Annotated in this window: 25 protein-coding genes; 8 read left to right on the top strand and 17 right to left on the bottom strand. The window is 24.1% G+C overall.

The genetic code is table 4. The features are described from left to right. The first annotated feature begins 15 nt into the window (after positions 1 to 15). Together AAHM79_RS01055 and fba are read left to right on the top strand one after the other, a co-directional pair. Positions 16 to 966: an IS30 family transposase gene (locus tag AAHM79_RS01055; RefSeq protein ID WP_342257880.1), complete on the top strand. Its 951-nt coding sequence runs from the start codon at positions 16 to 18 to the stop codon at positions 964 to 966. Positions 967 to 1,100: 134 nt separating this feature from the next. Further along, positions 1,101 to 1,970, top strand: a complete 870-nt coding sequence (gene fba, locus AAHM79_RS01050; protein ID WP_342257879.1) for a class II fructose-1,6-bisphosphate aldolase — start codon at positions 1,101 to 1,103, stop codon at positions 1,968 to 1,970. 163 nt (positions 1,971 to 2,133) lie between these two features. Here fba and AAHM79_RS01045 read toward each other — a convergent pair whose 3' ends face one another. Together AAHM79_RS01045 and AAHM79_RS01040 are read right to left on the bottom strand one after the other, a co-directional pair. Beyond that, a complete protein-coding gene (locus AAHM79_RS01045) occupies positions 2,134 to 2,460 on the bottom strand; it encodes a PPC domain-containing DNA-binding protein (RefSeq protein ID WP_342257878.1) in 327 nt (108 codons plus the stop codon). Positions 2,461 to 2,599: 139 nt separating this feature from the next. Continuing rightward, positions 2,600 to 3,550: an IS30 family transposase gene (locus tag AAHM79_RS01040; RefSeq protein ID WP_342257877.1), complete on the bottom strand. Its 951-nt coding sequence runs from the start codon at positions 3,548 to 3,550 to the stop codon at positions 2,600 to 2,602. A 197-nt stretch (positions 3,551 to 3,747) separates the two neighbouring features. Between AAHM79_RS01040 and rpiB the strand changes: the two genes are divergently transcribed. Both rpiB and glyA read left to right on the top strand, forming a co-directional pair. Beyond that, positions 3,748 to 4,176: a ribose 5-phosphate isomerase B gene (gene rpiB / locus AAHM79_RS01035; RefSeq protein ID WP_174480264.1), complete on the top strand. Its 429-nt coding sequence runs from the start codon at positions 3,748 to 3,750 to the stop codon at positions 4,174 to 4,176. 37 nt (positions 4,177 to 4,213) lie between these two features. Then, a complete protein-coding gene (gene glyA / locus AAHM79_RS01030; protein ID WP_342257876.1) occupies positions 4,214 to 5,515 on the top strand; it encodes a serine hydroxymethyltransferase in 1,302 nt (433 codons plus the stop codon). A 65-nt stretch (positions 5,516 to 5,580) separates the two neighbouring features. Here the strand turns inward: glyA and AAHM79_RS01025 are convergent, their stop codons facing one another. The 7 genes from AAHM79_RS01025 to AAHM79_RS00995 form a co-directional block, all read right to left on the bottom strand. Next, positions 5,581 to 6,420 carry an FtsK/SpoIIIE domain-containing protein gene (locus tag AAHM79_RS01025; RefSeq protein WP_342257875.1) on the bottom strand — a complete coding sequence of 280 codons (840 nt, stop codon included), beginning with the start codon at positions 6,418 to 6,420 and terminating at the stop codon, positions 5,581 to 5,583. Beyond that, the gene (locus AAHM79_RS01020) at positions 6,421 to 7,209 is read right to left on the bottom strand and encodes an IS30 family transposase (RefSeq protein ID WP_342258230.1); all 789 of its coding nucleotides are present in this window, start codon (positions 7,207 to 7,209) and stop codon (positions 6,421 to 6,423) included. Further along, positions 7,209 to 7,376 carry a helix-turn-helix domain-containing protein gene (locus AAHM79_RS01015; protein ID WP_342257644.1) on the bottom strand — a complete coding sequence of 56 codons (168 nt, stop codon included), beginning with the start codon at positions 7,374 to 7,376 and terminating at the stop codon, positions 7,209 to 7,211. Before AAHM79_RS01015 ends, AAHM79_RS01020 begins: the two co-directional genes overlap by 1 nt. A gap of 159 nt (positions 7,377 to 7,535) precedes the next feature. Next, on the bottom strand, positions 7,536 to 8,981 hold the full coding sequence (gltX, locus tag AAHM79_RS01010) for a glutamate--tRNA ligase (RefSeq protein ID WP_342257874.1): 1,446 nt from the start codon (positions 8,979 to 8,981) through the stop codon (positions 7,536 to 7,538). A gap of 54 nt (positions 8,982 to 9,035) precedes the next feature. Further along, complete coding sequence (locus AAHM79_RS01005; protein WP_338958803.1) at positions 9,036 to 9,806, bottom strand: hypothetical protein; 771 nt, start codon at positions 9,804 to 9,806, stop codon at positions 9,036 to 9,038. Positions 9,807 to 9,820: 14 nt separating this feature from the next. Further along, on the bottom strand, positions 9,821 to 10,480 hold the full coding sequence (locus AAHM79_RS01000; RefSeq protein ID WP_342257873.1) for a hypothetical protein: 660 nt from the start codon (positions 10,478 to 10,480) through the stop codon (positions 9,821 to 9,823). Between the two features lie 14 nt (positions 10,481 to 10,494). After that, positions 10,495 to 10,998 carry a hypothetical protein gene (locus AAHM79_RS00995; protein ID WP_342257872.1) on the bottom strand — a complete coding sequence of 168 codons (504 nt, stop codon included), beginning with the start codon at positions 10,996 to 10,998 and terminating at the stop codon, positions 10,495 to 10,497. A gap of 188 nt (positions 10,999 to 11,186) precedes the next feature. On the opposite strand from AAHM79_RS00995, the gene AAHM79_RS00990 reads away from it, so the two are divergent. The 4 genes from AAHM79_RS00990 (at position 11,187) to AAHM79_RS00975 (ending at position 14,768) form a co-directional block, all read left to right on the top strand. Then, positions 11,187 to 12,137 carry an IS30 family transposase gene (locus AAHM79_RS00990; protein ID WP_342257871.1) on the top strand — a complete coding sequence of 317 codons (951 nt, stop codon included), beginning with the start codon at positions 11,187 to 11,189 and terminating at the stop codon, positions 12,135 to 12,137. Between the two features lie 183 nt (positions 12,138 to 12,320). Continuing rightward, positions 12,321 to 12,659, top strand: coding sequence for a hypothetical protein (locus tag AAHM79_RS00985; RefSeq protein WP_338978532.1), 339 nt, complete (start codon positions 12,321 to 12,323; stop codon positions 12,657 to 12,659). Positions 12,660 to 13,101: 442 nt separating this feature from the next. Beyond that, entirely contained in the window at positions 13,102 to 13,242 is a 141-nt protein-coding gene (locus AAHM79_RS00980) for a hypothetical protein (RefSeq protein ID WP_342257870.1), read from the top strand. A gap of 575 nt (positions 13,243 to 13,817) precedes the next feature. After that, positions 13,818 to 14,768, top strand: a complete 951-nt coding sequence (locus AAHM79_RS00975) for an IS30 family transposase (protein ID WP_342257869.1) — start codon at positions 13,818 to 13,820, stop codon at positions 14,766 to 14,768. Positions 14,769 to 14,795: 27 nt separating this feature from the next. Here AAHM79_RS00975 and AAHM79_RS00970 read toward each other — a convergent pair whose 3' ends face one another. The 8 genes from AAHM79_RS00970 to AAHM79_RS00935 all read right to left on the bottom strand — a co-directional run bounded on the left by AAHM79_RS00970 (position 14,796) and on the right by AAHM79_RS00935 (position 22,001). Next, on the bottom strand, positions 14,796 to 15,644 hold the full coding sequence (locus tag AAHM79_RS00970; protein ID WP_281748540.1) for an energy-coupling factor transporter transmembrane component T family protein: 849 nt from the start codon (positions 15,642 to 15,644) through the stop codon (positions 14,796 to 14,798). A 13-nt stretch (positions 15,645 to 15,657) separates the two neighbouring features. After that, complete coding sequence (locus AAHM79_RS00965) at positions 15,658 to 16,536, bottom strand: energy-coupling factor transporter ATPase (protein WP_281748539.1); 879 nt, start codon at positions 16,534 to 16,536, stop codon at positions 15,658 to 15,660. After that, entirely contained in the window at positions 16,512 to 17,354 is an 843-nt protein-coding gene (locus tag AAHM79_RS00960; RefSeq protein ID WP_252320168.1) for an energy-coupling factor transporter ATPase, read from the bottom strand. The genes AAHM79_RS00965 and AAHM79_RS00960 overlap by 25 nt, the downstream gene beginning before the upstream one ends. A gap of 200 nt (positions 17,355 to 17,554) precedes the next feature. After that, positions 17,555 to 18,979, bottom strand: coding sequence for a hypothetical protein (locus tag AAHM79_RS00955; RefSeq protein WP_342257868.1), 1,425 nt, complete (start codon positions 18,977 to 18,979; stop codon positions 17,555 to 17,557). Positions 18,980 to 19,166: 187 nt separating this feature from the next. Next, positions 19,167 to 19,529, bottom strand: a complete 363-nt coding sequence (locus AAHM79_RS00950) for a hypothetical protein (RefSeq protein WP_342257867.1) — start codon at positions 19,527 to 19,529, stop codon at positions 19,167 to 19,169. Further along, positions 19,530 to 20,480 carry an IS30 family transposase gene (locus tag AAHM79_RS00945; RefSeq protein ID WP_342257866.1) on the bottom strand — a complete coding sequence of 317 codons (951 nt, stop codon included), beginning with the start codon at positions 20,478 to 20,480 and terminating at the stop codon, positions 19,530 to 19,532. It abuts the gene before it with no gap. Between the two features lie 168 nt (positions 20,481 to 20,648). Beyond that, positions 20,649 to 21,014, bottom strand: coding sequence for a 50S ribosomal protein L17 (rplQ, locus tag AAHM79_RS00940; RefSeq protein ID WP_252319218.1), 366 nt, complete (start codon positions 21,012 to 21,014; stop codon positions 20,649 to 20,651). An 18-nt stretch (positions 21,015 to 21,032) separates the two neighbouring features. After that, the gene (locus AAHM79_RS00935; RefSeq protein WP_338958153.1) at positions 21,033 to 22,001 is read right to left on the bottom strand and encodes a DNA-directed RNA polymerase subunit alpha; all 969 of its coding nucleotides are present in this window, start codon (positions 21,999 to 22,001) and stop codon (positions 21,033 to 21,035) included. Positions 22,002 to 22,014 lie beyond the last annotated feature (13 nt).

The following is a 22,014-nucleotide window of genomic DNA, read 5'->3' as shown; positions in this document are numbered from 1 at the left end:
GTAAGGAGTTTTTATATGAGTTATAAACATCTTGGCATAGATGAAAGGATTTATATTGAGAATCAATTGAAATTGAAATTTAAAATTAGTGAAATAGCTAAAAATCTTAATCGAAGTATTAGTACTATTATTCGAGAAATTAATAGAAATAAAGATAATAATCATTATTTTTCATTAATTGCACAAAATAAAGCTGAAAATCGAAAACAATCACATATTAGTTTTCATAAGTTTAAAAATAAGAATTTAGTAAAATATGTACAACAAAAATTACTATTAGGTTGATCACCTGAACAAATTTATGGCAGAATTAAAAATTTGCATAAAGAGTGAGTTATTAGTTTTAAAACAATTTATACTTGAATTTATTTTGGAATGCTTGATAAAGTTACTAGTAAAAATTTAAGAAGAAAAGGTAAAAAACGAAAATCTAAAGAAAATCGTGGCAAGTTTAATGGTAAATCAATTAAAGAACGAGATATAAATGTTAATGATCGTATAACACTTGGTCATTGAGAAGGAGATACTATAGTATCATCACGAGGTAAAAGCAAATCATGTTTAATAACTTTAGTTGAAAGAGTATCACGATTTACTTTAGCAATATTAGTTAAAAACAGAACTACTAAAGTTATTAATAAAAATGTCAGTTATTATTTATCAATTCTTCCTAAAAACATTGTTAAAACTATTACTTTTGATCGTGGCAAAGAATTTTCAAATTGACAACAACTTGAAAAAAATTTAGATGTAAAAATTTATTTTGCCAATCCATATTCACCTTGACAAAGAGGTACTAATGAAAATACTAATGGTTTAATTAGAGAAAAATTTCCTAAAAAATTTATTTTTTCAAAAACTAATAAAAATGAAGTTCATAAATTTATATTGTCTTTAAATCAAAGACCGAGAAAAATACTAAATTATCTTTCACCAATCGAATATTTGGATAGAAAAATAATTTAGTTGCACTTACCTTTACAATTTAGCAATTGTTATAATTTTTATGAATTGTATATTCTCAAAATATATATGCAACTAGATTTTTTATGAAAATATATAATATAAGGTTATAATATTTTAAGAAAGAAGGAAAAGAAATGAATAAATTTGTTAGTGCAAAAAATATGATTGATAAAGCAAAAGCAGGTAAATATGCCGTTGCTCACTTTAATATTAATAATTTAGAATGAACAAGATCTATTCTTGAAGTTGCACAAGAAACTAAATCATCTGTTATTTTAGGTGTTTCAGAAGGTGCTATTAAATACATGGGTGGATTTAACACAGTTGCTAGTATGACTTTAGCGCTATTGAATGATTTAAATATTACTATTCCAGTGGCATTACATTTAGATCATGGTCAATCAGTAGATTCTTGTAAGAAAGCATTAGATGCTGGTTTTAGTTCTGTTATGTTTGATGGTTCTCATTTAGATTTTAATGAAAATATAAAAGGTACCAAAGAAGTAGTTGCTTATGCTCAGAAAAAAAATGCATCTGTTGAAGCAGAAGCAGGTACTATTGGTGGTGAAGAAGATGGAGTTATTGGTAGTGGTGAGATTGCTAGTGAGGAAGATTGTAAATCATTAGCAGCTTTAGGAATTGACTTTTTAGCAGCCGGAATAAATAATATTCATGGAAAGTATCCTAAAAATTGAGATGGTTTAAATTTTGATGTGTTAAAAAATTTATCAGTAGCTTCAAATAAGCCAATGGTATTACATGGTGGTTCTGGAATTCCAAAAGATCAGGTTAAAAAAGCTATTAATTTAGGAATTAGTAAAATTAATGTTAATACTGAATTACAAGAAGTGTTCGCCGCAGTTATTGAAAAATATGTTACGGAAGGAAAACTTAATGAAGATAAAGGGTTTGATCCTAGAAAAATTTTTAAGCCAGGAATGGAAGCAATTAAACTTAAAGCTAAAGAATTATTAACAGAATTTGGTTCATTAGGAAAATCTTAAAAAAATGGTCATATTATTATTAATATGACCATTTTTTTAAGATTTTCCTTAAATTAAGATAAATTTCCAATATGAAAATTACTTTTATTATCAATAACTTGTGATATTTTTTCATTACTTAAAATATCAATTATTACTTCAGCCTTAATAGCAACTTTCGCGTCTAACAATGACCACCAATTACGTTAAAATTATCATCACCAAAAGTAGTATGGCAATGAATAATTGGTTTATTTCTATCTTTTTCATCTCAAATGATTGTTCCAATTGTTGATAACAATTCATATTGTTCAAGAAAAGTTTTTTTTACATAATCAGTACTTTTTTTAGGAATATAGCCTAAAGTGACATTAGTAATAGCACCAATCATTTGAAATTGTGCCATTCCTATATTTTCTTTAATAGCAAATTGCTCTAAAGTTTTAATAATCATTTCATCTTTTTCAATAATTAATTCATACTTATTTCCGATCATTTTTTTAATTTTCATAATAAGAATCTCACCTTTCTTTTAGCAGTATTTTAACATATTTATTAATAGCAATAATGATTAAATTTGATTATTATAGGAAAAAATATTTTTCTTTTTGTAATAAAAATTATTTGCTAAATTGTAAAGGTAAGTGCAACTAAATTATTTTTCTATCCAAATATTCGATTGGTGAAAGATAATTTAGTATTTTTCTCGGTCTTTGATTTAAAGACAATATAAATTTATGAACTTCATTTTTATTAGTTTTTGAAAAAATAAATTTTTTAGGAAATTTTTCTCTAATTAAACCATTAGTATTTTCATTAGTACCTCTTTGTCAAGGTGAATATGGATTGGCAAAATAAATTTTTACATCTAAATTTTTTTCAAGTTGTTGTCAATTTGAAAATTCTTTGCCACGATCAAAAGTAATAGTTTTAACAATGTTTTTAGGAAGAATTGATAAATAATAACTGACATTTTTATTAATAACTTTAGTAGTTCTGTTTTTAACTAATATTGCTAAAGTAAATCGTGATACTCTTTCAACTAAAGTTATTAAACATGATTTGCTTTTACCTCGTGATGATACTATAGTATCTCCTTCTCAATGACCAAGTGTTATACGATCATTAACATTTATATCTCGTTCTTTAATGGATTTACCATTAAACTTGCCACGATTTTCTTTAGATTTTCGTTTTTTACCTTTTCTTCTTAAATTTTTACTAGTAACTTTATCAAGCATTCCAAAATAAATTCAAGTATAAATTGTTTTAAAACTAATAACTCACTCTTTATGAAAATTTTTAATTCTGCCATAAATTTGTTCAGGTGATCCACCTAATAGTAATTTTTGTTGTACATATTTTACTAAATTCTTATTTTTAAACTTATGAAAACTAATATGTGATTGTTTTCGATTTTCAGCTTTATTTTGTGCAATTAATGAAAAATAATGATTATTATCTTTATTTCTATTAATTTCTCGAATAATAGTACTAATACTTCGATTAAGATTTTTAGCTATTTCACTAATTTTAAATTTAAATTTCAATTGATTCTCAATATAAATCCTTTCATCTATGCCAAGATGTTTATAACTCATATAAAAACTCCTTACTTTTTTCTAAACTAAATTTAGCATTATGAAATTTTTATATGAGAATTTTTTGCAATTTTATTTACTTGCACTTACAAGTATAATTCAGCATTTTAAAAAGAAAATATATTAATTTTAAAATTAATAGGTATAATAAAACTAATATTTAAACTAAGGAAGTGATAAAGTTGAAAACTAATGGTTTAGTAATTGCTATTGGTAATGATCATACCGCTTATGAATTTAAACAACCAATTATTAAATTTTTACATACAGAAGGCTATCAAATTTTAGATTTAGGAACAAATAGCAGTGAGCCTGTTGATTATCCTAATTTTGGTTTTAATGTTGCTAATGCTATTGTTAGTAAAAAAGCAGATTTTGGTATTGTAATTTGTGGTACTGGTATTGGTATTAGCATTGCTACCAATCGTATTAATGGTGTTCGTTGTGCCCTTTGCTATGAAGAAGAAACAGTAAGATTGGCAAGGCTTCATAATGACGCTAATGTTTTAGCACTAGGTGCTAGAATTATTTCTGATTATAAAGCAGTAGAACTTGTGAAATTATTTTTAAATACTAAAACAAGTGATGAAAAAAGACATCAATTAAGAGTTGCAAAACTAAAATAATTTTACTATTAAATTATTAAAGAGAGGATGTTTAAAAATGGATAAATCTTTTAATAAGGGTCTTGACCCAGAATTAAAAAAAATTGTGAAAGATGAATGACAACGTCAACAAAATCATATTGAATTAATAGCTTCAGAAAACTATGTATCACCAGCTGTACTTACACTTGCTGGAACAATATTAACTAATAAGTATGCAGAAGGTTATCCGGGCAGAAGATATTATAATGGTTGCGAAAATGTTGATAAAATTGAAAATTTGGCAATAGAGCGTTTTAAACAATTATTTAATTGTAATCATAAACCAGGTCAATGTAAAAAAGGTAATTTTCATGCTAATGTACAACCTCATTCTGGTAGTCAAGCTAATGCTGAAGCATATGCTGCTATATTACGTCCAGGTGATACTATTCTTGGTATGGAACTTGATGCCGGTGGTCATTTAACTCATGGTTATAAAATTAATTTTTCTGGTAAAATTTATCACGGTGTTAATTATGGTGTAAGTAAAAAGGATGAATATTTAGATTATGATGAAATTTTAAAAATTGCTAAAGAATGTAAACCAAAAATTATTGTAGCAGGAGCTAGTGCTTATTCAAGACTTATTGATTGATCAAAGTTTCGTAAAATTGCCGATACTGTTGGAGCATATTTAATGGTTGATATGGCGCATATTGCTGGATTAATTGCTGCTGGATTACATCAAAATCCTATTTGTTATGCTGATATTACAACAACAACAACTCATAAAACATTAAGAGGACCACGTGGTGGTGCTATTCTTTGCACCGAAGAATTAAAAAAGAAAATTGATAGTGCGGTATTTCCCGGTAATCAAGGTGGGCCATTGGAACATATTATTGCAGCAAAAGCACAAGCTTTTTATGAAGCATTAACGCCAGAATTTAAAACTTATCAAATGCAAGTAATTAAAAATGCTCAAGCATTAGCGAAAACTTTTCTTGATGCAAAATTTCATGTAGTGGCGGGTGGAACTGATAATCATTTATTAACTGTTAATGTTACTAATATTAACGGTTTAAATGGTAAAGAAGCTGTTGATATTTTAGAAAAGATTAATATTGTTGCTAATAAGAATGGTGTTCCCTTTGATCCTTTACCAGCTGTTATTACTAGTGGTGTTCGTTTTGGTAGTCCAGCAATGACAACGAGAGGTTTTAAAGAAGAACAGTTTATTGAATTAGGAAAGATTATTATTAGTGCTTGAAAATTACCTAAGGGTATTAATGATGATGGTTTAAATGAATTAAGAAAAAAAGTTGATATGTTTTTAAATAAATTTCCCATTTATGAAAATATAAAATTACCTCAATAATAAAATAATTATTTTATGTTTGGAATATGAAAATAAGTTTTCTGTTAATTAACAGAAAACTTATTTTATTTTTTTGAATCTTTAATTTCTTTCATTTTTTCAATAAAATTATTATCATATTTAATCGAAGATTGTTCTTTAATAAACTTTATTAATTTTGAAACATCTTCATCACTAATTCATGGTGCTTGTAAACGATTGATATTATTTTGTCCTGGAGCTAAAAATAACATATCGCCTTTACCTAATAATTTTTCTGCTCCAGCAGTATCAAGGATTGTTTTTGAATCAATTCAAGATGCAACTTTAAAAGCAATTCTTGCTGGAATATTATTTTTAATTACGCCAGTAATTACATCTACTGATGGTCTTTGTGTTGCTATTACTAAATGAATTCCTGCTGTTCGACCCATTTGTGTAATTCGCATGATCCCTTCTTCAATTTGTTTGCTTGCTTGTACCATTAAATCTGCTAATTCATCAATAACAATAATATAATAAGGTAATTTATCAAGTTCTTGACTTATTTTTTTATTATAACTTTCAATATCACGATTTCCATTTTTTGCAAATAGTTGGTATCGACGCATCATTTCTAAAATTACTACTTGTAATGCTGCTGGTGTTTTGTTTGCTTCATTAATTACTGGAATAATTAAATGTGGGATATCATTATAAATTGCTAATTCTACTCATTTAGGATCGATTAATATTAGTTTTATTTCATGAGGTTTGTATTGTAAGAGCAAAGAAATTAGTAAATCATTAATAAAAACTGATTTTCCTGAACCAGTACTACCAGCAATTAATAAGTGGGGTATTTCTTTTAATGAATGAAAGATGTAATCACCAGTAGTATTTCTACCAATACTAATTAATAAGCTAAATTGTAAAGGTAAGTGCAACTAAATTATTTTTCTATCCAAATATTCGATTGGTGAAAGATAATTTAGTATTTTTCTCGGTCTTTGATTTAAAGACAATATAAATTTATGAACTTCATTTTTATTAGTTTTTGAAAAAATAAATTTTTTAGGAAATTTTTCTCTAATTAAACCATTAGTATTTTCATTAGTACCTCTTTGTCAAGGTGAATATGGATTGGCAAAATAAATTTTTACATCTAAATTTTTTTCAAGTTGTTGTCAATTTGAAAATTCTTTGCCACGATCAAAAGTAATAGTTTTAACAATGTTTTTAGGAAGAATTGATAAATAATAACTGACATTTTTATTAATAACTTTAGTAGTTCTGTTTTTAACTAATATTGCTAAAGTAAATCGTGATACTCTTTCAACTAAAGTTATTAAACATGATTTGCTTTTACCTCGTGATGATACTATAGTATCTCCTTCTCAATGACCAAGTGTTATACGATCATTAACATTTATATCTCGTTCTTTAATTGATTTACCATTAAACTTGCCACGATTTTCTTTAGATTTTCGTTTTTTACCTTTTCTTCTTAAATTTTTACTAGTAACTTTATCAAGCATTCCAAAATAAATTCAAGTATAAATTGTTTTAAAACTAATAACTCACTCTTTATGAAAATTTTTAATTCTGCCATAAATTTGTTCAGGTGATCAACCTAATAGTAATTTTTGTTGTACATATTTTACTAAATTCTTATTTTTAAACTTATGAAAACTAATATGTGATTGTTTTCGATTTTCAGCTTTATTTTGTGCAATTAATAGAAATAATGATTATTATCTTTATTTCTATTAATTTCTCGAATAATAGTACTAATACTTCGATTAAGATTTTTAGCTATTTCACTAATTTTAAATTTAAATTTAAATTTCAATTGATTCTCAATATAAATCCTTTCATCTATGCCAAGATGTTTATAACTCATATAAAAACTCCTTACTTTTTTCTAAACTAAATTTAGCATTATGAAATTTTTATATGAGAATTTTTTGCAATTTTATTTACTTGCACTTACAAGTATAATTCAGCTTATAACAAAAGCAAATATTATATTTTCTATATAAGTAATAATATTTATTTTTCTTTAATATTTAAAATTTAATTTAACATTATTAATAATGGTATCATAACCTAATAGTTTAATGGCGCTAACTAAATCAGGTCCATGCATTTGTCCTGTTGTAATAATTCTAATTGGCATAAATAATAATTTACCGTTAACATTAGTTTCTTTTTTAACTTCATTAATAATGTTTTTAATATTATCACTAGTTCAATTTTTACAATCAATAATCTTTTTAATAAATGCTGTACAAACTAAGTTACATTCATTATCATTCAAAAAAGTCTTTGCTTCTATATCTACCTTAAAATTATTTTTAAAAAATAAACTTACCAATTCATTAATTTGACTACCATATTCTAACTGTGATTGATAAATTAATAATACTTCTTTTCATCATTCAATAGTTTTGCTATTTCAATTATATTTTTCTTTAATAAAAGGTGTAACTAAAGCTAAGTATTGTTCAACATTTAATCTTTTAATATAATAATTATTCATTCACACTAATTTTTCTGGATCAAACATACTTGGTGCTTTACTTAAATATTTTGGGGTAAATAATTTAATTAATTGTTCTTTAGTATAAATTTCTTTTTCTTCATGCGAACTTCATCCTAATAAAGCAATAAAATTAAAAATTGCTTCTGGCAAATATCCTTCTTTACGATATTGATGAATAAATTGGATAATGCTACCATCACGTTTTGATAATTTTTTACGTTTATTATTAACAATTAATGTTAAGTGGGCAAAAATTGGCATTTTCCAATTAAAATATTCATAAATAACTAATTGTTTTGGTGTATTTGACAAATGTTCTTCACCACGAAAAACATGACTTATTTCCATTAAATGATCATCAATAACAACAGCAAAATTATAAGTAGCCACTCCATTTGATTTAATAATAATATAATCTCCTAAGTCTACTGAATTAAATTCAACATTACCACGAACTAAATCTTTAATTTTATAACTTTTATTAGTTGGAATTTTAACTCTAATAGCATATGAAATTTTATTTTGTAAATTTTCTTCAATTACAGACTGCTCTAATTTTGAACATGTTCCATCATACTGGAAAGCTAAAATATTTTTATCTGCTTGTTTCTTACGCATTTCTTCTAGATATTGAGGTGTACAAAAACAATAATATGCTTTTTTTTCTTTTATTAGTATTAATGCATGTTGAATATATATATTTAAACGTTCAGTTTGTTTATAAGGACCATATTTACCTGGTAAATCAATAGTTTCATCAGGAATTATTCCCATTCAACGTAAATTATCTAATTGTGAACTAATTCCATCTTCAATATTACGTTCTAAATCAGTATCTTCAATTCTAACTATAAAATCTCCTTTGTTATTTTTTGCCAATAAATAATTAAATAATGCTGTTCTAGCACCACCAATATGTAAATACCCAGTAGGACTAGGTGCATATCGTACACGAATTTTCATATTTTCACCATCTTTATTTAATTTAAGATTTTTTAATCTTATTAACTTTTTTTTCTACTTTATTAGTCTTTTTTTAGAATTTAATTTTTTATTATTATTTTTAGAGGATTTCATTATTTTTTTACGATTAGTTTTAGATTGTAATTTTTCATTTACTTCTTCATCAAGAAAAATTGTAATAGTCTGTGTATCATTTGGATCAAATTCATTAGAACTTGGTAATGGTTGTTTTAATTCTGGTTCAAAATCAATTGCTGCTTCAATACGTTGACGATAAAAGTGATATGTTTGAACATTAATTAAATTTAATTTAAGTAATAAAATAACTGCTGCAACAAGTAATGCAAAATAAAAACCAAAAATTGATCAAACAATAGTTGAAGAAACTCAATTTCTATAATAAAAGCTTGGTACTTCAATCGTTCCTCCTCTATTAGGTATTATTTGTGCACTATCATTACTTCATTCACAATAAAGCAATTGACCAGAAAAACTTATCAAAAATCCAACAACAAAAATTATAAAGTTTACAACTAAAAATACAAATTTAAAACGAGGAGATTTTTCAAGAAAAACTCTTGCCGTAAAAATACAACTAATCAAACCGAAACTGCTTACAACTAAACCTATTACTGGTAAATAATAAATTGCAGTATAACTTGAAGGATTAAAACTTGGTGAAGGTTCTGCAATTTCAAAACCATAATAATATAAATCTTTTAAAGCTGTATTTTTTGACAAAGCAATTAAAAAAAATAATTCATAAATAATAAATGTGCTTAATAATAAATAAAAACTAATAAACCACCAATTACGAATTCTCATAAATCTGCCCCCCCTTATTTAATATTCAAAGTTTTTTTACTAAATTCCTTTTCTTGTTTTTTAATTTTTTTTAATTCTTGTTTTCTAATTCGTCTTTGTTTTTTTTCCATACTTCTAGTAGTATAAATTTCATAATCTGAGTTCATAAATGTAAACTTTCTACGCATAATTCAAAAAAATAGTTGTGTAATCAAAATTAAAAAAAAACTAAAAATAATAAATATTCTTGCAATAATTGGATTAATTCAATGATAATTTTCATTATATAATATTCCAGATTGCGAAATATAAGTTAATTGTACTTCTGAACTTAACATTACACTAAGAATTAATAATAAAAAAGCAGTATAAAACATTCTACTGCTATACTTTGAAGAGACAATACTTACTCTAGGAGCAAATATTAATAAAATCATACTTACAGTAATTGCAATTAAACAAACAATTGGAGCATAAAATAAATTCAAAATAGGATAATTAAAATCAGTAAGTTTTACATTATATAATTTATATTTTGATACATTAATAGCAGCAAATAAAGAAAAAATAAAAACTGATAAAAAAAGAACTATTGATATTGCCAAATAAACAAAATATGCATTTTTAGTCTTTTGTTCATATGGAATAAAATATGTTTCTTTGTTTTTAATATTATCTAAATCTTTAATTTTCATTATTTTCACCTACTTTATTTTTCATTAGGCAATTCTTCAACTACTAAAATTAAAATAATCGCTGCTATTACTTCACATATTCATACAATTAATGATATTAATGAAAAAAATAGTAATACTGGTATTGATCAAAAAACTAGACTACCGCTTAACATTAATGTTGATAATATTAATGTTGAAATAGAAGTAATTCTAAATGAAGATTTCTTTTTAAGTTTCTTTGCTGGTATCATAAAACAAATAATACTAACTAAAATTGCAATTCCAACATATGATAATGATAAAGCTAATTGCAGTTTACTAAATTCAAACCCCATTTTTTGCCCAACAAATGCATTAACTATTAATAGTATTAAAAAAGCAATACTACCAATAATTTGCACAATTGGTGATCAAAAAAGTAAAGCCCTTGAAACTTTTATTTTATTAAGAACATCAAACTTTTTAGTTTTTTTATTTGGAACATAATTGTTTTCTTGAATGTCAGAATCAGGATTTTGTAAATTACTTTTTAACATAATAATTTTTTCCTTTCTTGCTAGTATATTTTCAAATTAATTATAACAAAACTATAACCTTTTTATAATTAATATTATCTTAAAGCTGAATTATACTTGTAAGTGCAAGTAAATAAAATTGCAAAAAATTCTCATATAAAAATTTCATAATGCTAAATTTAGTTTAGAAAAAAGTAAGGAGTTTTTATATGAGTTATAAACATCTTGGCATAGATGAAAGGATTTATATTGAGAATCAATTGAAATTTAAATTTAAAATTAGTGAAATAGCTAAAAATCTTAATCGAAGTATTAGTACTATTATTCGAGAAATTAATAGAAATAAAGATAATAATCATTATTTTTCAGTAATTGCACAAAATAAAGCTGAAAATCGAAAACAATCACATATTAGTTTTCATAAGTTTAAAAATAAGAATTTAGTAAAATATGTACAACAAAAATTACTATTAGGTTGATCACCTGAACAAATTTATGGCAGAATTAAAAATTTTCATAAAGAGTGAGTTATTAGTTTTAAAACAATTTATACTTGAATTTATTTTGGAATGCTTGATAAAGTTACTAGTAAAAATTTAAGCAGAAAAGGTAAAAAACGAAAATCTAAAGAAAATCGTGGCAAGTTTAATGGTAAATCAATTAAAGAACGAGATATAAATGTTAATGATCGTATAACACTTGGTCATTGAGAAGGAGATACTATAGTATCATCACGAGGTAAAAGCAAATCATGTTTAATAACTTTAGTTGAAAGAGTATCACGATTGACTTTAGCCATGTTAGTTAAAAACAGAAATACTAAAGTTATTAATAAAAATGTCAGTTATTATTTATCAATTCTTCCTAAAAACATTGTTAAAACTATTACTTTTGATCGTGGCAAAGAATTTTCAAATTGACAACAACTTGAAAAAAATTTAGATGTAAAAATTTATTTTGCCAATCCATATTCACCTTGACAAAGAGGTACTAATGAAAATACTAATGGTTTAATTAGAGAAAAATTTCCTAAAAAATTTATTTTTTCAAAAACTAATAAAAATGAAGTTCATAAATTTATATTGTCTTTAAATCAAAGACCGAGAAAAATATTAAATTATCTTTCACCAATCGAATATTTGGATAGAAAAATAATTTAGTTGCACTTACCTTTACAATTTAGCAAATATAATAAACAATTTCAATATAATTAATAGTATAGGTATCATAAAATAAACGCCTTTAATTTAGGCGTTATTTTACGTTTAAAAGTATAATTGTAAAAATATCAAAAAATAAGTATAATTTAACAATAAAATGTTAAGAGATAAGGAGAAATTAAAATGGAAATAGGAAAAATAGAAATTTTAAAAAATAAAATTCAAGAAATTCAAGAAATGATTAATTATATAAATATTATAATAATTAAAGAGAAAGAAAAAAATAAACCCAATGAATATGATTTAAGAATTTATTCAAGGGAAATTGTTAGTTTTGAAAAAGAACTAGAAATTTCTAAAAGAAAGTTATCAAACGAACTAAGTAAAATTACAGAATTAACAGAATTAACACCATTGTTACAATTAAATGATATCAATATTATTAATTCATATAAATCTATTAATAATCAAGAAAAAAGTAGTAAAGTTTTTATTAAAAATAATAATTGTGTAATATCTTAAATTTCATTTAAAAATAGGAGTAAATTATCATGAACAAAGAAAAGTTATTAAAAGTTGTAAGTAACTTAAAATCTTTCAAAAAGATTTTGAAAAATGAATGTTATCTGTCAAAATAAAAATTGTAGTCAAAAATGAAGTAATATTGTTTTATTAGAATTAAAATCAACAACATTTAGTCTTTTTCTTTGTGAAAATCATGCAATTAATTTAGAACATGAATTATTACCAAAATGATTAAAAACTTGTGAAGAGTTAAGAAAAAATAATAAAATAAAAAAGGAGCAATTTAATATGAAAACATGAATAAAAACAAATTTAAGTAAAATAACATTAGCATTAGCACTAACTGGTGCAACAACTGGAACAATTGGTTTAATCATGGGGGGTGCTTACCCATAATGTAGGTACTAATGTTAAGCATTATTTAACACGAAATGGAGAAATGGTATATTGAACAACTAATATTTGAGTTAATACATATACAAGTGAAAATATTTTTCAATTATATTTTTCTAAAAAACCGAAACATGAAGATGATATAAAATGAGATGGTAACTATCCTGATTGATATTTTGATAATTAAATTTCTACATTTATATAAGAAATATTCTCATTATATTTATCAAATAAATTAATATTTTGTAAGTTTATTTCTTGTTTATCAGTTATTAAAATTAATTCATAATTACCAGCACCAAATATACCACTAATTTCAATCCGATTTAAGTTATTAATCGGATTTTCAATTTGTAATTCAAATTCATCATTATTATCAATTTGTGAAATTGCTTTATAAAATTCTAATTTAGAAAATAATTGAGCTTTATTTGAACCGTATAAATTTAAAGCATTTTCAATTTTATTGTTACTAATAATTGCTCTTGTAAAATACTTTCCATAATCACCATTACCTAATGTTCAATCAGCAGGAATTAATGACGGAATATTATTACTTTCTAATTCATTTGTAATAGATAATCAATTAAACTGGTTATCATCAAGTTTAAATAATTCATTTGCTGAATTATACTTGTAAGTGCAAGTAAATAAAATTGCTGAATTATACTTGTAAGTGCAAGTAAATAAAATTGCAAAAAATTCTCATATAAAAATTTCATAATGCTAAATTTAGTTTAGAAAAAAGTAAGGAGTTTTTATATGAGTTATAAACATCTTGGCATAGATGAAAGGATTTATATTGAGAATCAATTGAAATTTAAATTTAAAATTAGTGAAATAGCTAAAAATCTTAATCGAAGTATTAGTACTATTATTCGAGAAATTAATAGAAATAAAGATAATAATCATTATTTTTCATTAATTGCACAAAATAAAGCTGAAAATCGAAAACAATCACATATTAGTTTTCATAAGTTTAAAAATAAGAATTTAGTAAAATATGTACAACAAAAATTACTATTAGGTTGATCACCTGAACAAATTTATGGCAGAATTAAAAATTTTCATAAAGAGTGAGTTATTAGTTTTAAAACAATTTATACTTGAATTTATTTTGGAATGCTTGATAAAGTTACTAGTAAAAATTGAAGAAGAAAAGGTAAAAAACGAAAATCTAAAGAAAATCGTGGCAAGTTTAATGGTAAATCAATTAAAGAACGAGATATAAATGTTAATGATCGTATAACACTTGGTCATTGAGAAGGAGATACTATAGTATCATCACGAGGTAAAAGCAAATCATGTTTAATAACTTTAGTTGAAAGAGTATCACGATTTACTTTAGCCATGTTAGTTAAAAACAGAACTACTAAAGTTATTAATAAAAATGTCAGTTATTATTTATCAATTCTTCCTAAAAAAATTGTTAAAACTATTACTTTTGATCGTGGCAAAGAATTTTCAAATTGACAACAACTTGAAAAAAATTTAGATGTAAAAATTTATTTTGCCAATCCATATTCACCTTGACAAAGAGGTACTAATGAAAATACTAATGGTTTAATTAGAGAAAAATTTCCTAAAAAATTTATTTTTTCAAAAACTAATAAAAATGAAGTTCATAAATTTATATTGTCTTTAAATCAAAGACCGAGAAAAATATTAAATTGTCTTTCACCAATCGAATATTTGGATAGAAAAATAATTTAGTTGCACTTACCTTTACAATTTAGCATATTATTGTGAATAATAATCATCAATAAATGGAATTCTTCAAAATATTTCTGGATGATAAGTATAAGATATAAGAAATGCTAACAATCCTACACCAATAATAAAGAAAAATATATCTTTAAAATCAATATGGTATTGACGAAAACGTGTTCTTTTACCTTGCGGATCATAACCCCTTGAATCCATAGCGTATGCTAAATCTTCTGCTTTTTGAAATGAAGAAACTAATAAGGGAATAATTAATGATACTAACGATTTAACTTTTTCTTTAAAATGACCATTCTTTAAATCTACACCACGTGATGCTTGCGCTTTTAAAATTCTGCCCGCTTCATCTAATAATGTAGGAATTGAACGAAGAGCAATAGAAATAATCATTGAAATAATATGTACTGGAAATTTAATTAATTTTAGTGGTAACATTAAATCTTCTAATGCTAATGTTAAATCTAATGGTTGAGTTGTGGTTGTTAAAATTGTTGTAATTAAAATCATTAAATAAATTCTAAGAGCAATATAAATACTAACAAATATAGCTTTATACGATACTTTAATACCATGCCAACGTCAAATCATTCCAACATTAGGGCCATCAGTTAAAAAACAGTTAATTATAAATAAAATAAATGCCATAAATAAAATGGGGCGCATTAATTTTAATAACATCATAAAAGGTAATTTTGCACAAAAGAAAATTGTTATGACAGTAAAACCAATAAGAGCGTAACCTTCAAAACCAGTATGAAAAAAAAGTGAAGCAATTAAACAAATTAAAACTAGTAATTTAATTCTTGGATCTACACGATGAATGATTGAATTTAAAGGTAAATAACGACCAAAACTAACTTTCATTATTTATTACTCCTTACTTTTTATTGCTATTTTTTTTGGATAATATTTTTGACAACTGGTCAATTAATTCTGAATCACTTCTAGCAGTAATTTTTGATGTATCAAATCCTGCTGCTTCTAATTTATATAAAAAACTATAAATTTTTGGTGGCTCAATTCCGGTTTCGGTAATTAATTTTTTATCTCTAAAAATAGTAATTGGATCTGCTTTTTTATAAATCTGTGTATTATGTAATACAATAACTTCATCAGCAACCATTAGTACATGATTCATATTATGAGTTACTAAAATAATAGTTTTATTTTCTTTATGATTTAAATCATAAAATAAATTAATTAATTCTTTTTCACCATCGGGATCAAGTCCTGCTGTTGGTTCATCTAAAATTAAAGTATGACCTTGTAATGCCAAAATACCAGCAATAGCAACTCTTCGTTTTTGACCACCAGACAAATCAAATGGACTTCTTGATAAGTATGTTTCGTCTAATCCCACCAAATTAATATATTTTTTTGCTAACTCTCGTGCTTTATCTTTTTTCTCACCAAAATTAACTGGTCCAAACATAATATCTCGTTCAATAGTTTCTTCAAATAACTGATATTCCGGAAATTGAAAAACTAAGCCAATTTGTTTACGTATTTTTTTAATATCACGAATTTTTTTTTGATTAGCCTTAATAATAAAATCATTAATAGCAACTGAACCTGCCATTGGAACTAATAAACCATTAATATGTTGAATCATAGTTGATTTACCACTGCCAGTTTCACCAATAATAGCAACTATTTTTTGTTCAACAATTTCAATAGTAATATCTTTTAATGCTTGATATTGATAAGGGGTTTTTGGAGAATAAGTATAACTTACTTCTTTGAATTTAATTGACATAAGCTAGAAATCAGCTCCTCTTCACTTAATGTTTCATTAATATTAATTCCCTTATTTTTTAAACCTAACGATACTTTTAAAACAAAAGGAATATCTAAATGAATACTTTGTAAAAACTCTCATTCTTTTAATATTTCAGATGGAGTTCCATAACGAACTAATTTACCTTTATTCATAACAATAATTTTATCGGCATTAATAATTTCATCCATATCATGAGTAATAGAAATAATAGTTTTATTGCGTTGTTCTTGTAATTTTAACATAATTTCTTTAACTTCTCGTTTACCTTTTGGATCAAGCATACTAGTTGCCTCATCAAAAATAATAATATCAGGTTCTAAAGCTAAAACTGAAGCAATAGCTACACGTTGTTTTTGACCACCAGATAATCATAGTGGTTCATGATCTAAATATTTTTCCATACCCACTGCCCTAGAAACTCTGTCAATAATTGCTGGCATATCACTGGGCTCAACTAAATGATTTTCCAAGCCAAAAGCAATATCATCACGAACAGTTGAACCTATAAATTGGTTATCAGGATTTTGAAAAACAATACCTAAGTGACGACGTAATTGTTTAATGTTTTTATTAGTAATTGTTTCACCAAATAATTGAATTGTACCTTTTTGTTTGTGTAAAACACCAATAATAATTTTTGAAAGTGTTGACTTACCACTACCATTATGACCAATTATAGTAATATATTCACCATGATTAATATCAAAACTAACATTATCAACAGCGTTATTGTATTCTGGTTTATAACGAAATTCAACATTTTTTAAACTTAATGAAATTTTAGATTTACTCATATTACTTCTAACTCCATTTTAAATATTATGCTAGTAAAATTATAACAGTAATTTTATATATATCAATTTATAATTTATAAAAATTATAAAAAAAGAAAAAAATGAACAATATCTGTTCAAAATTGAAGTTAAATTATTGTTCATTTTCTAATAAAATTTAGTTTATAAATTAAAGTTATATAAATTTCTATTCTATAAAATTAATGTAAAGAAATATCTAGATTTTTAGAATTTTCTTTTAATAAAGATTCAGTTTTTGTTACTTCTTCTGTTGATTTCAATAATTTGTCACTTCAAATTTTAGATGAGCTGGGTACTGCTGATGAAGTTGAAGGTTGCGGATCATTATTTGAAACATTATTTTTTGATAATTTTTCTAGTTCTTTTTTAATATCTTTTAATTCTCGTTTTTTTTCTTCTATTTTTCTTGTTGTTTTACCATGATTATTATAACAACCACAGCTCATAAGTAATCAAAATTTATTTCAAAAATCTTTTAATTTTTCAGCTTCTAATTTCCTAATTTCCGCTTCTAAAGATTTTTCTTTTCTTTGATAATATCCTAATGTAAGTTTTTGTTTACTACCTCTATAAAGTTTAGTAAATGGTTTATATATACGTTTAAACCATGGTTTTGCATTTTGCTGAACAGAAGTAGCGTTTTCTTCTGGTGAAATTACTATTGATTCTTCTAATGAATTATTTTTTATTTGTTTTAAGACATCTTTTTTTGTTGTAATTTCTTTGACAATTTTTATAGAAGATTTTTCAAGCCTACATATTATCAAAAGTAAACTTAAAATTTTAAAATTAATATTTGCATCATCTATAACCACTATATTTAGTTTATGCTGTAATTCATATATTTCACAAATTTTCTTATTTTTTTTGATCTCCAATTCTGCTATTTTAACTTCATTTTCTGTTTTTTTATTTGAATATAATTTATGATTTGCTTTTATTAATTTTTCTTTATTTTCTAAAATAATTTGTTCATGTTTAAATTCTTCAAATTCTAATAATGTTATTTCTTTCTCTTTTCTTTTTAAACTAGCAGATAAATTAGCAATTTTTAATCTTACTTCTAATATTTCATTTTCATTTTCTTTAATCAAAAGATTCACATTATTATCATTAACAACAATCGTTTCTTTTAATTTGACTATTTCTTCCTCCATTTCTTTCTCATTTTTTTTAAGTTCTTCTAATTGATTTATTATTTCTTGTTTATTTTCTTTTAATTTTGTTATATTTTCTTGTATTTGTTGTTGTTGCTTTTCTTCTACTTCAACTTTATTTTCAATTTCTTTTCTTAAATTTTCTAATTTTATTAAATCTTTTTCTTTAAACTTTACCTCTTTTTCTTCATATTTAATATTTTTTTCTTTTTTTTCTTTTAATTTATTTTTAATTTCATTTAAGGTTATCTTAAGTTTTTGAATTTCTTTACTTAAATCTTTTTTTTCATCATTAATATTTAATTTTAGTTTTTCTCATTTTTTTATTTCTTTTTTTTCATTTTTAATTTGCTTATCATTTTCTTCGATTTCTTTTTCAAAGGCTTTAATTACTTTTTTTATTTCTGAACTTTCTTTTTTACGTTTTTCTTGTTCAGTAACTGGCATCAAAATCTTCCTTTCAAAATAAAAAAATCGATTATTTTTTTAAAAAAAATAATGGATTGAAAACTATATTTAGTTTTTCGTATATATTATATATAAACTTTATTAAATATATATTATACTTGCTAGATAACACTTTTAAATTTTTATAAAATATTTAAGATTTATTAAAAAAGTTTATTTTTAAACACTAAAATCTTGTTGTATAAGAAACAGTATCAGTAACTAAACTATCTGAAAAATTATTATTAGACTCTCAAATTATACTGTCTACATCACTTGTATCATCATCATTACTTAATAAGGAAACAGTATCAACCTCATCATAATAACCATTAGTATCAGATATATTATTATCAGATATATTATTATCAGATATATTATTATCAAATATATTATTATCAAATATATTATTATCAGATATATTATTATCAGAAATATTATTATCAATAATAACTTCAACAAAACGTTCAAATTTAATATTTTTACTTAACAGACAATTTTCTATTAAATTTATTATTTGCTGAATGCTAAATTGTAAAGGTAAGTGCAACTAAATTATTTTTCTATCCAAATATTCGATTGGTGAAAGATAATTTAATATTTTTCTCGGTCTTTGATTTAAAGACAATATAAATTTATGAACTTCATTTTTATTAGTTTTTGAAAAAATAAATTTTTTAGGAAATTTTTCTCTAATTAAACCATTAGTATTTTCATTAGTACCTCTTTGTCAAGGTGAATATGGATTGGCAAAATAAATTTTTACATCTAAATTTTTTTCAAGTTGTTGTCAATTTGAAAATTCTTTGCCACGATCAAAAGTAATAGTTTTAACAATGTTTTTAGGAAGAATTGATAAATAATAACTGACATTTTTATTAATAACTTTAGTAGTTCTGTTTTTAACTAATATTGCTAAAGTAAATCGTGATACTCTTTCAACTAAAGTTATTAAACATGATTTGCTTTTACCTCGTGATGATACTATAGTATCTCCTTCTCAATGACCAAGTGTTATACGATCATTAACATTTATATCTCGTTCTTTAATTGATTTACCATTAAACTTGCCACGATTTTCTTTAGATTTTCGTTTTTTACCTTTTCTTCTTAAATTTTTACTAGTAACTTGATCAAGCATTCCAAAATAAATTCAAGTATAAATTGTTTTAAAACTAATAACTCACTCTTTATGAAAATTTTTAATTCTGCCATAAATTTGTTCAGGTGATCAACCTAATAGTAATTTTTGTTGTACATATTTTACTAAATTCTTATTTTTAAACTTATGAAAACTAATATGTGATTGTTTTCGATTTTCAGCTTTATTTTGTGCAATTAATGAAAAATCATGATTATTATATTTATTTCTATTAATTTCTCGAATAATAGTACTAATACTTCGATTAAGATTTTTAGCTATTTCACTAATTTTAAATTTAAATTTCAATTGATTCTCAATATAAATCCTTTCATCTATGCCAAGATGTTTATAACTCATATAAAAACTCCTTACTTTTTTCTAAACTAAATTTAGCATTATGGAATTTTTATATGAGAATTTTTTGCAATTTTATTTACTTGCACTTACAAGTATAATTCAGCTAAAAAAGAGAAAACATAAAAATGCTTTACTCTTTCCAAAATTTTCTTGCTTTAATATTTTTAATTAAACAAAAGTAATTAATACCATTGGTGCATTATCACCAGTTCTATTATCTACTTTAATTAACTTTGTATATCCACCTTTACGGTCTTTATATCTTTCAGCAATATTGCCAAATAATGTTGGAATAACACCATCCTTTGGATGCTCTTTAGTTGTAATTTTACGCAATTTAGCAATTGCCATTCTTCTTGAATGCAAATCACCACGTTTAGCTAACGTTACTAAAGGTTCAATAAATGTTTGTAATCTTTTTGCTCTTTTTTCTAACAAAACTAATTTTCCATGAACAATTAATTCACTTGCTAAATTACGGATTTCAGCATCTACTTTAGCACTATTTCTTCCGATATCGTTAATATATGACATTTTTTCTTATCCTCCTTCTTAGTTTTTAATAGAAAACTCTAAATTATGTTTTGATACACAATCTTCAATTTCTTTAATTGATTTTGAACCTAAATGTTTAATTTGTTTAATTTCATCTAAACTTTTAGTTACAATATCACCCAAAGTTTTATAACCATCACGTTTTAAACAATTGTATGAACGAACAGTTAAATTCAATTCTTCTAAGGCTTTGTTTAAATCATTATTTTCTTGCTCATTAGTAATTGAAATAACTTCAAAGTTTTTAACATTATCATCTAAATTAACAAAAAACTCAATATGACTCATTAAAATTTTAGCTGCCATTGCAATAGCTGATGCTGCTTTAACTGAACCATTAGTTTGTACACGAAGAATTAATTTTTCATATTCAATACCTTTTAATGTTTTAGTTACAGGTTCAATTTTATAATCAACTTTTTCAACAGGTGAAAAGTTTGAATCAATAGCAATAATGCCTGAACTATTAGCAATTTCTTTTTTATTTTCCTCAAATGAAGAATAACCACGAGATTTCTTTACCATTAATTCCATTTCAAAAAGAACATTTCTTGAAGTTGTTCGAGCAATAATTAATTCTGGATTAACTACTCTAACATCAGTTGGACAAATAATATCTCCGGCAGTAATATCTTGTTCACCAGTAATACTAATTTTTAAATTAGCAATTTTTTCGTCCTTTTGAATATCACCATCAAAAGCTAAAACTAAGTCCTTAACATTTAAAATTATTTCAGAAACATTTTCAATTACACCTTTAACTGCAGTAAATTCATGAGATACACCACTTATTCTAATTGCATATACAGAAATACCTGGTACTGAAGATAATAATGTTCTTCTTAAGGCATTAGCTAAAGTTGTTCCATAACCACGTTCTAATTGACTCACAATAAATTCACTGTAATTAATAGCACTATTTTCACTGTTTAAACTAAATTTTGGTTTTAAAAATTGTTGTTCCATGTTTTATTTTCAC

This window comes from Spiroplasma endosymbiont of Nomada ruficornis, from assembly GCF_964030795.1.
Taxonomy (GTDB): Bacteria; Bacillota_I; Bacilli_A; order Mycoplasmatales; family VBWQ01; genus Spiroplasma_E; species Spiroplasma_E ixodetis_A.
This window is presented reverse-complemented; position numbering and strand designations above follow the sequence as displayed.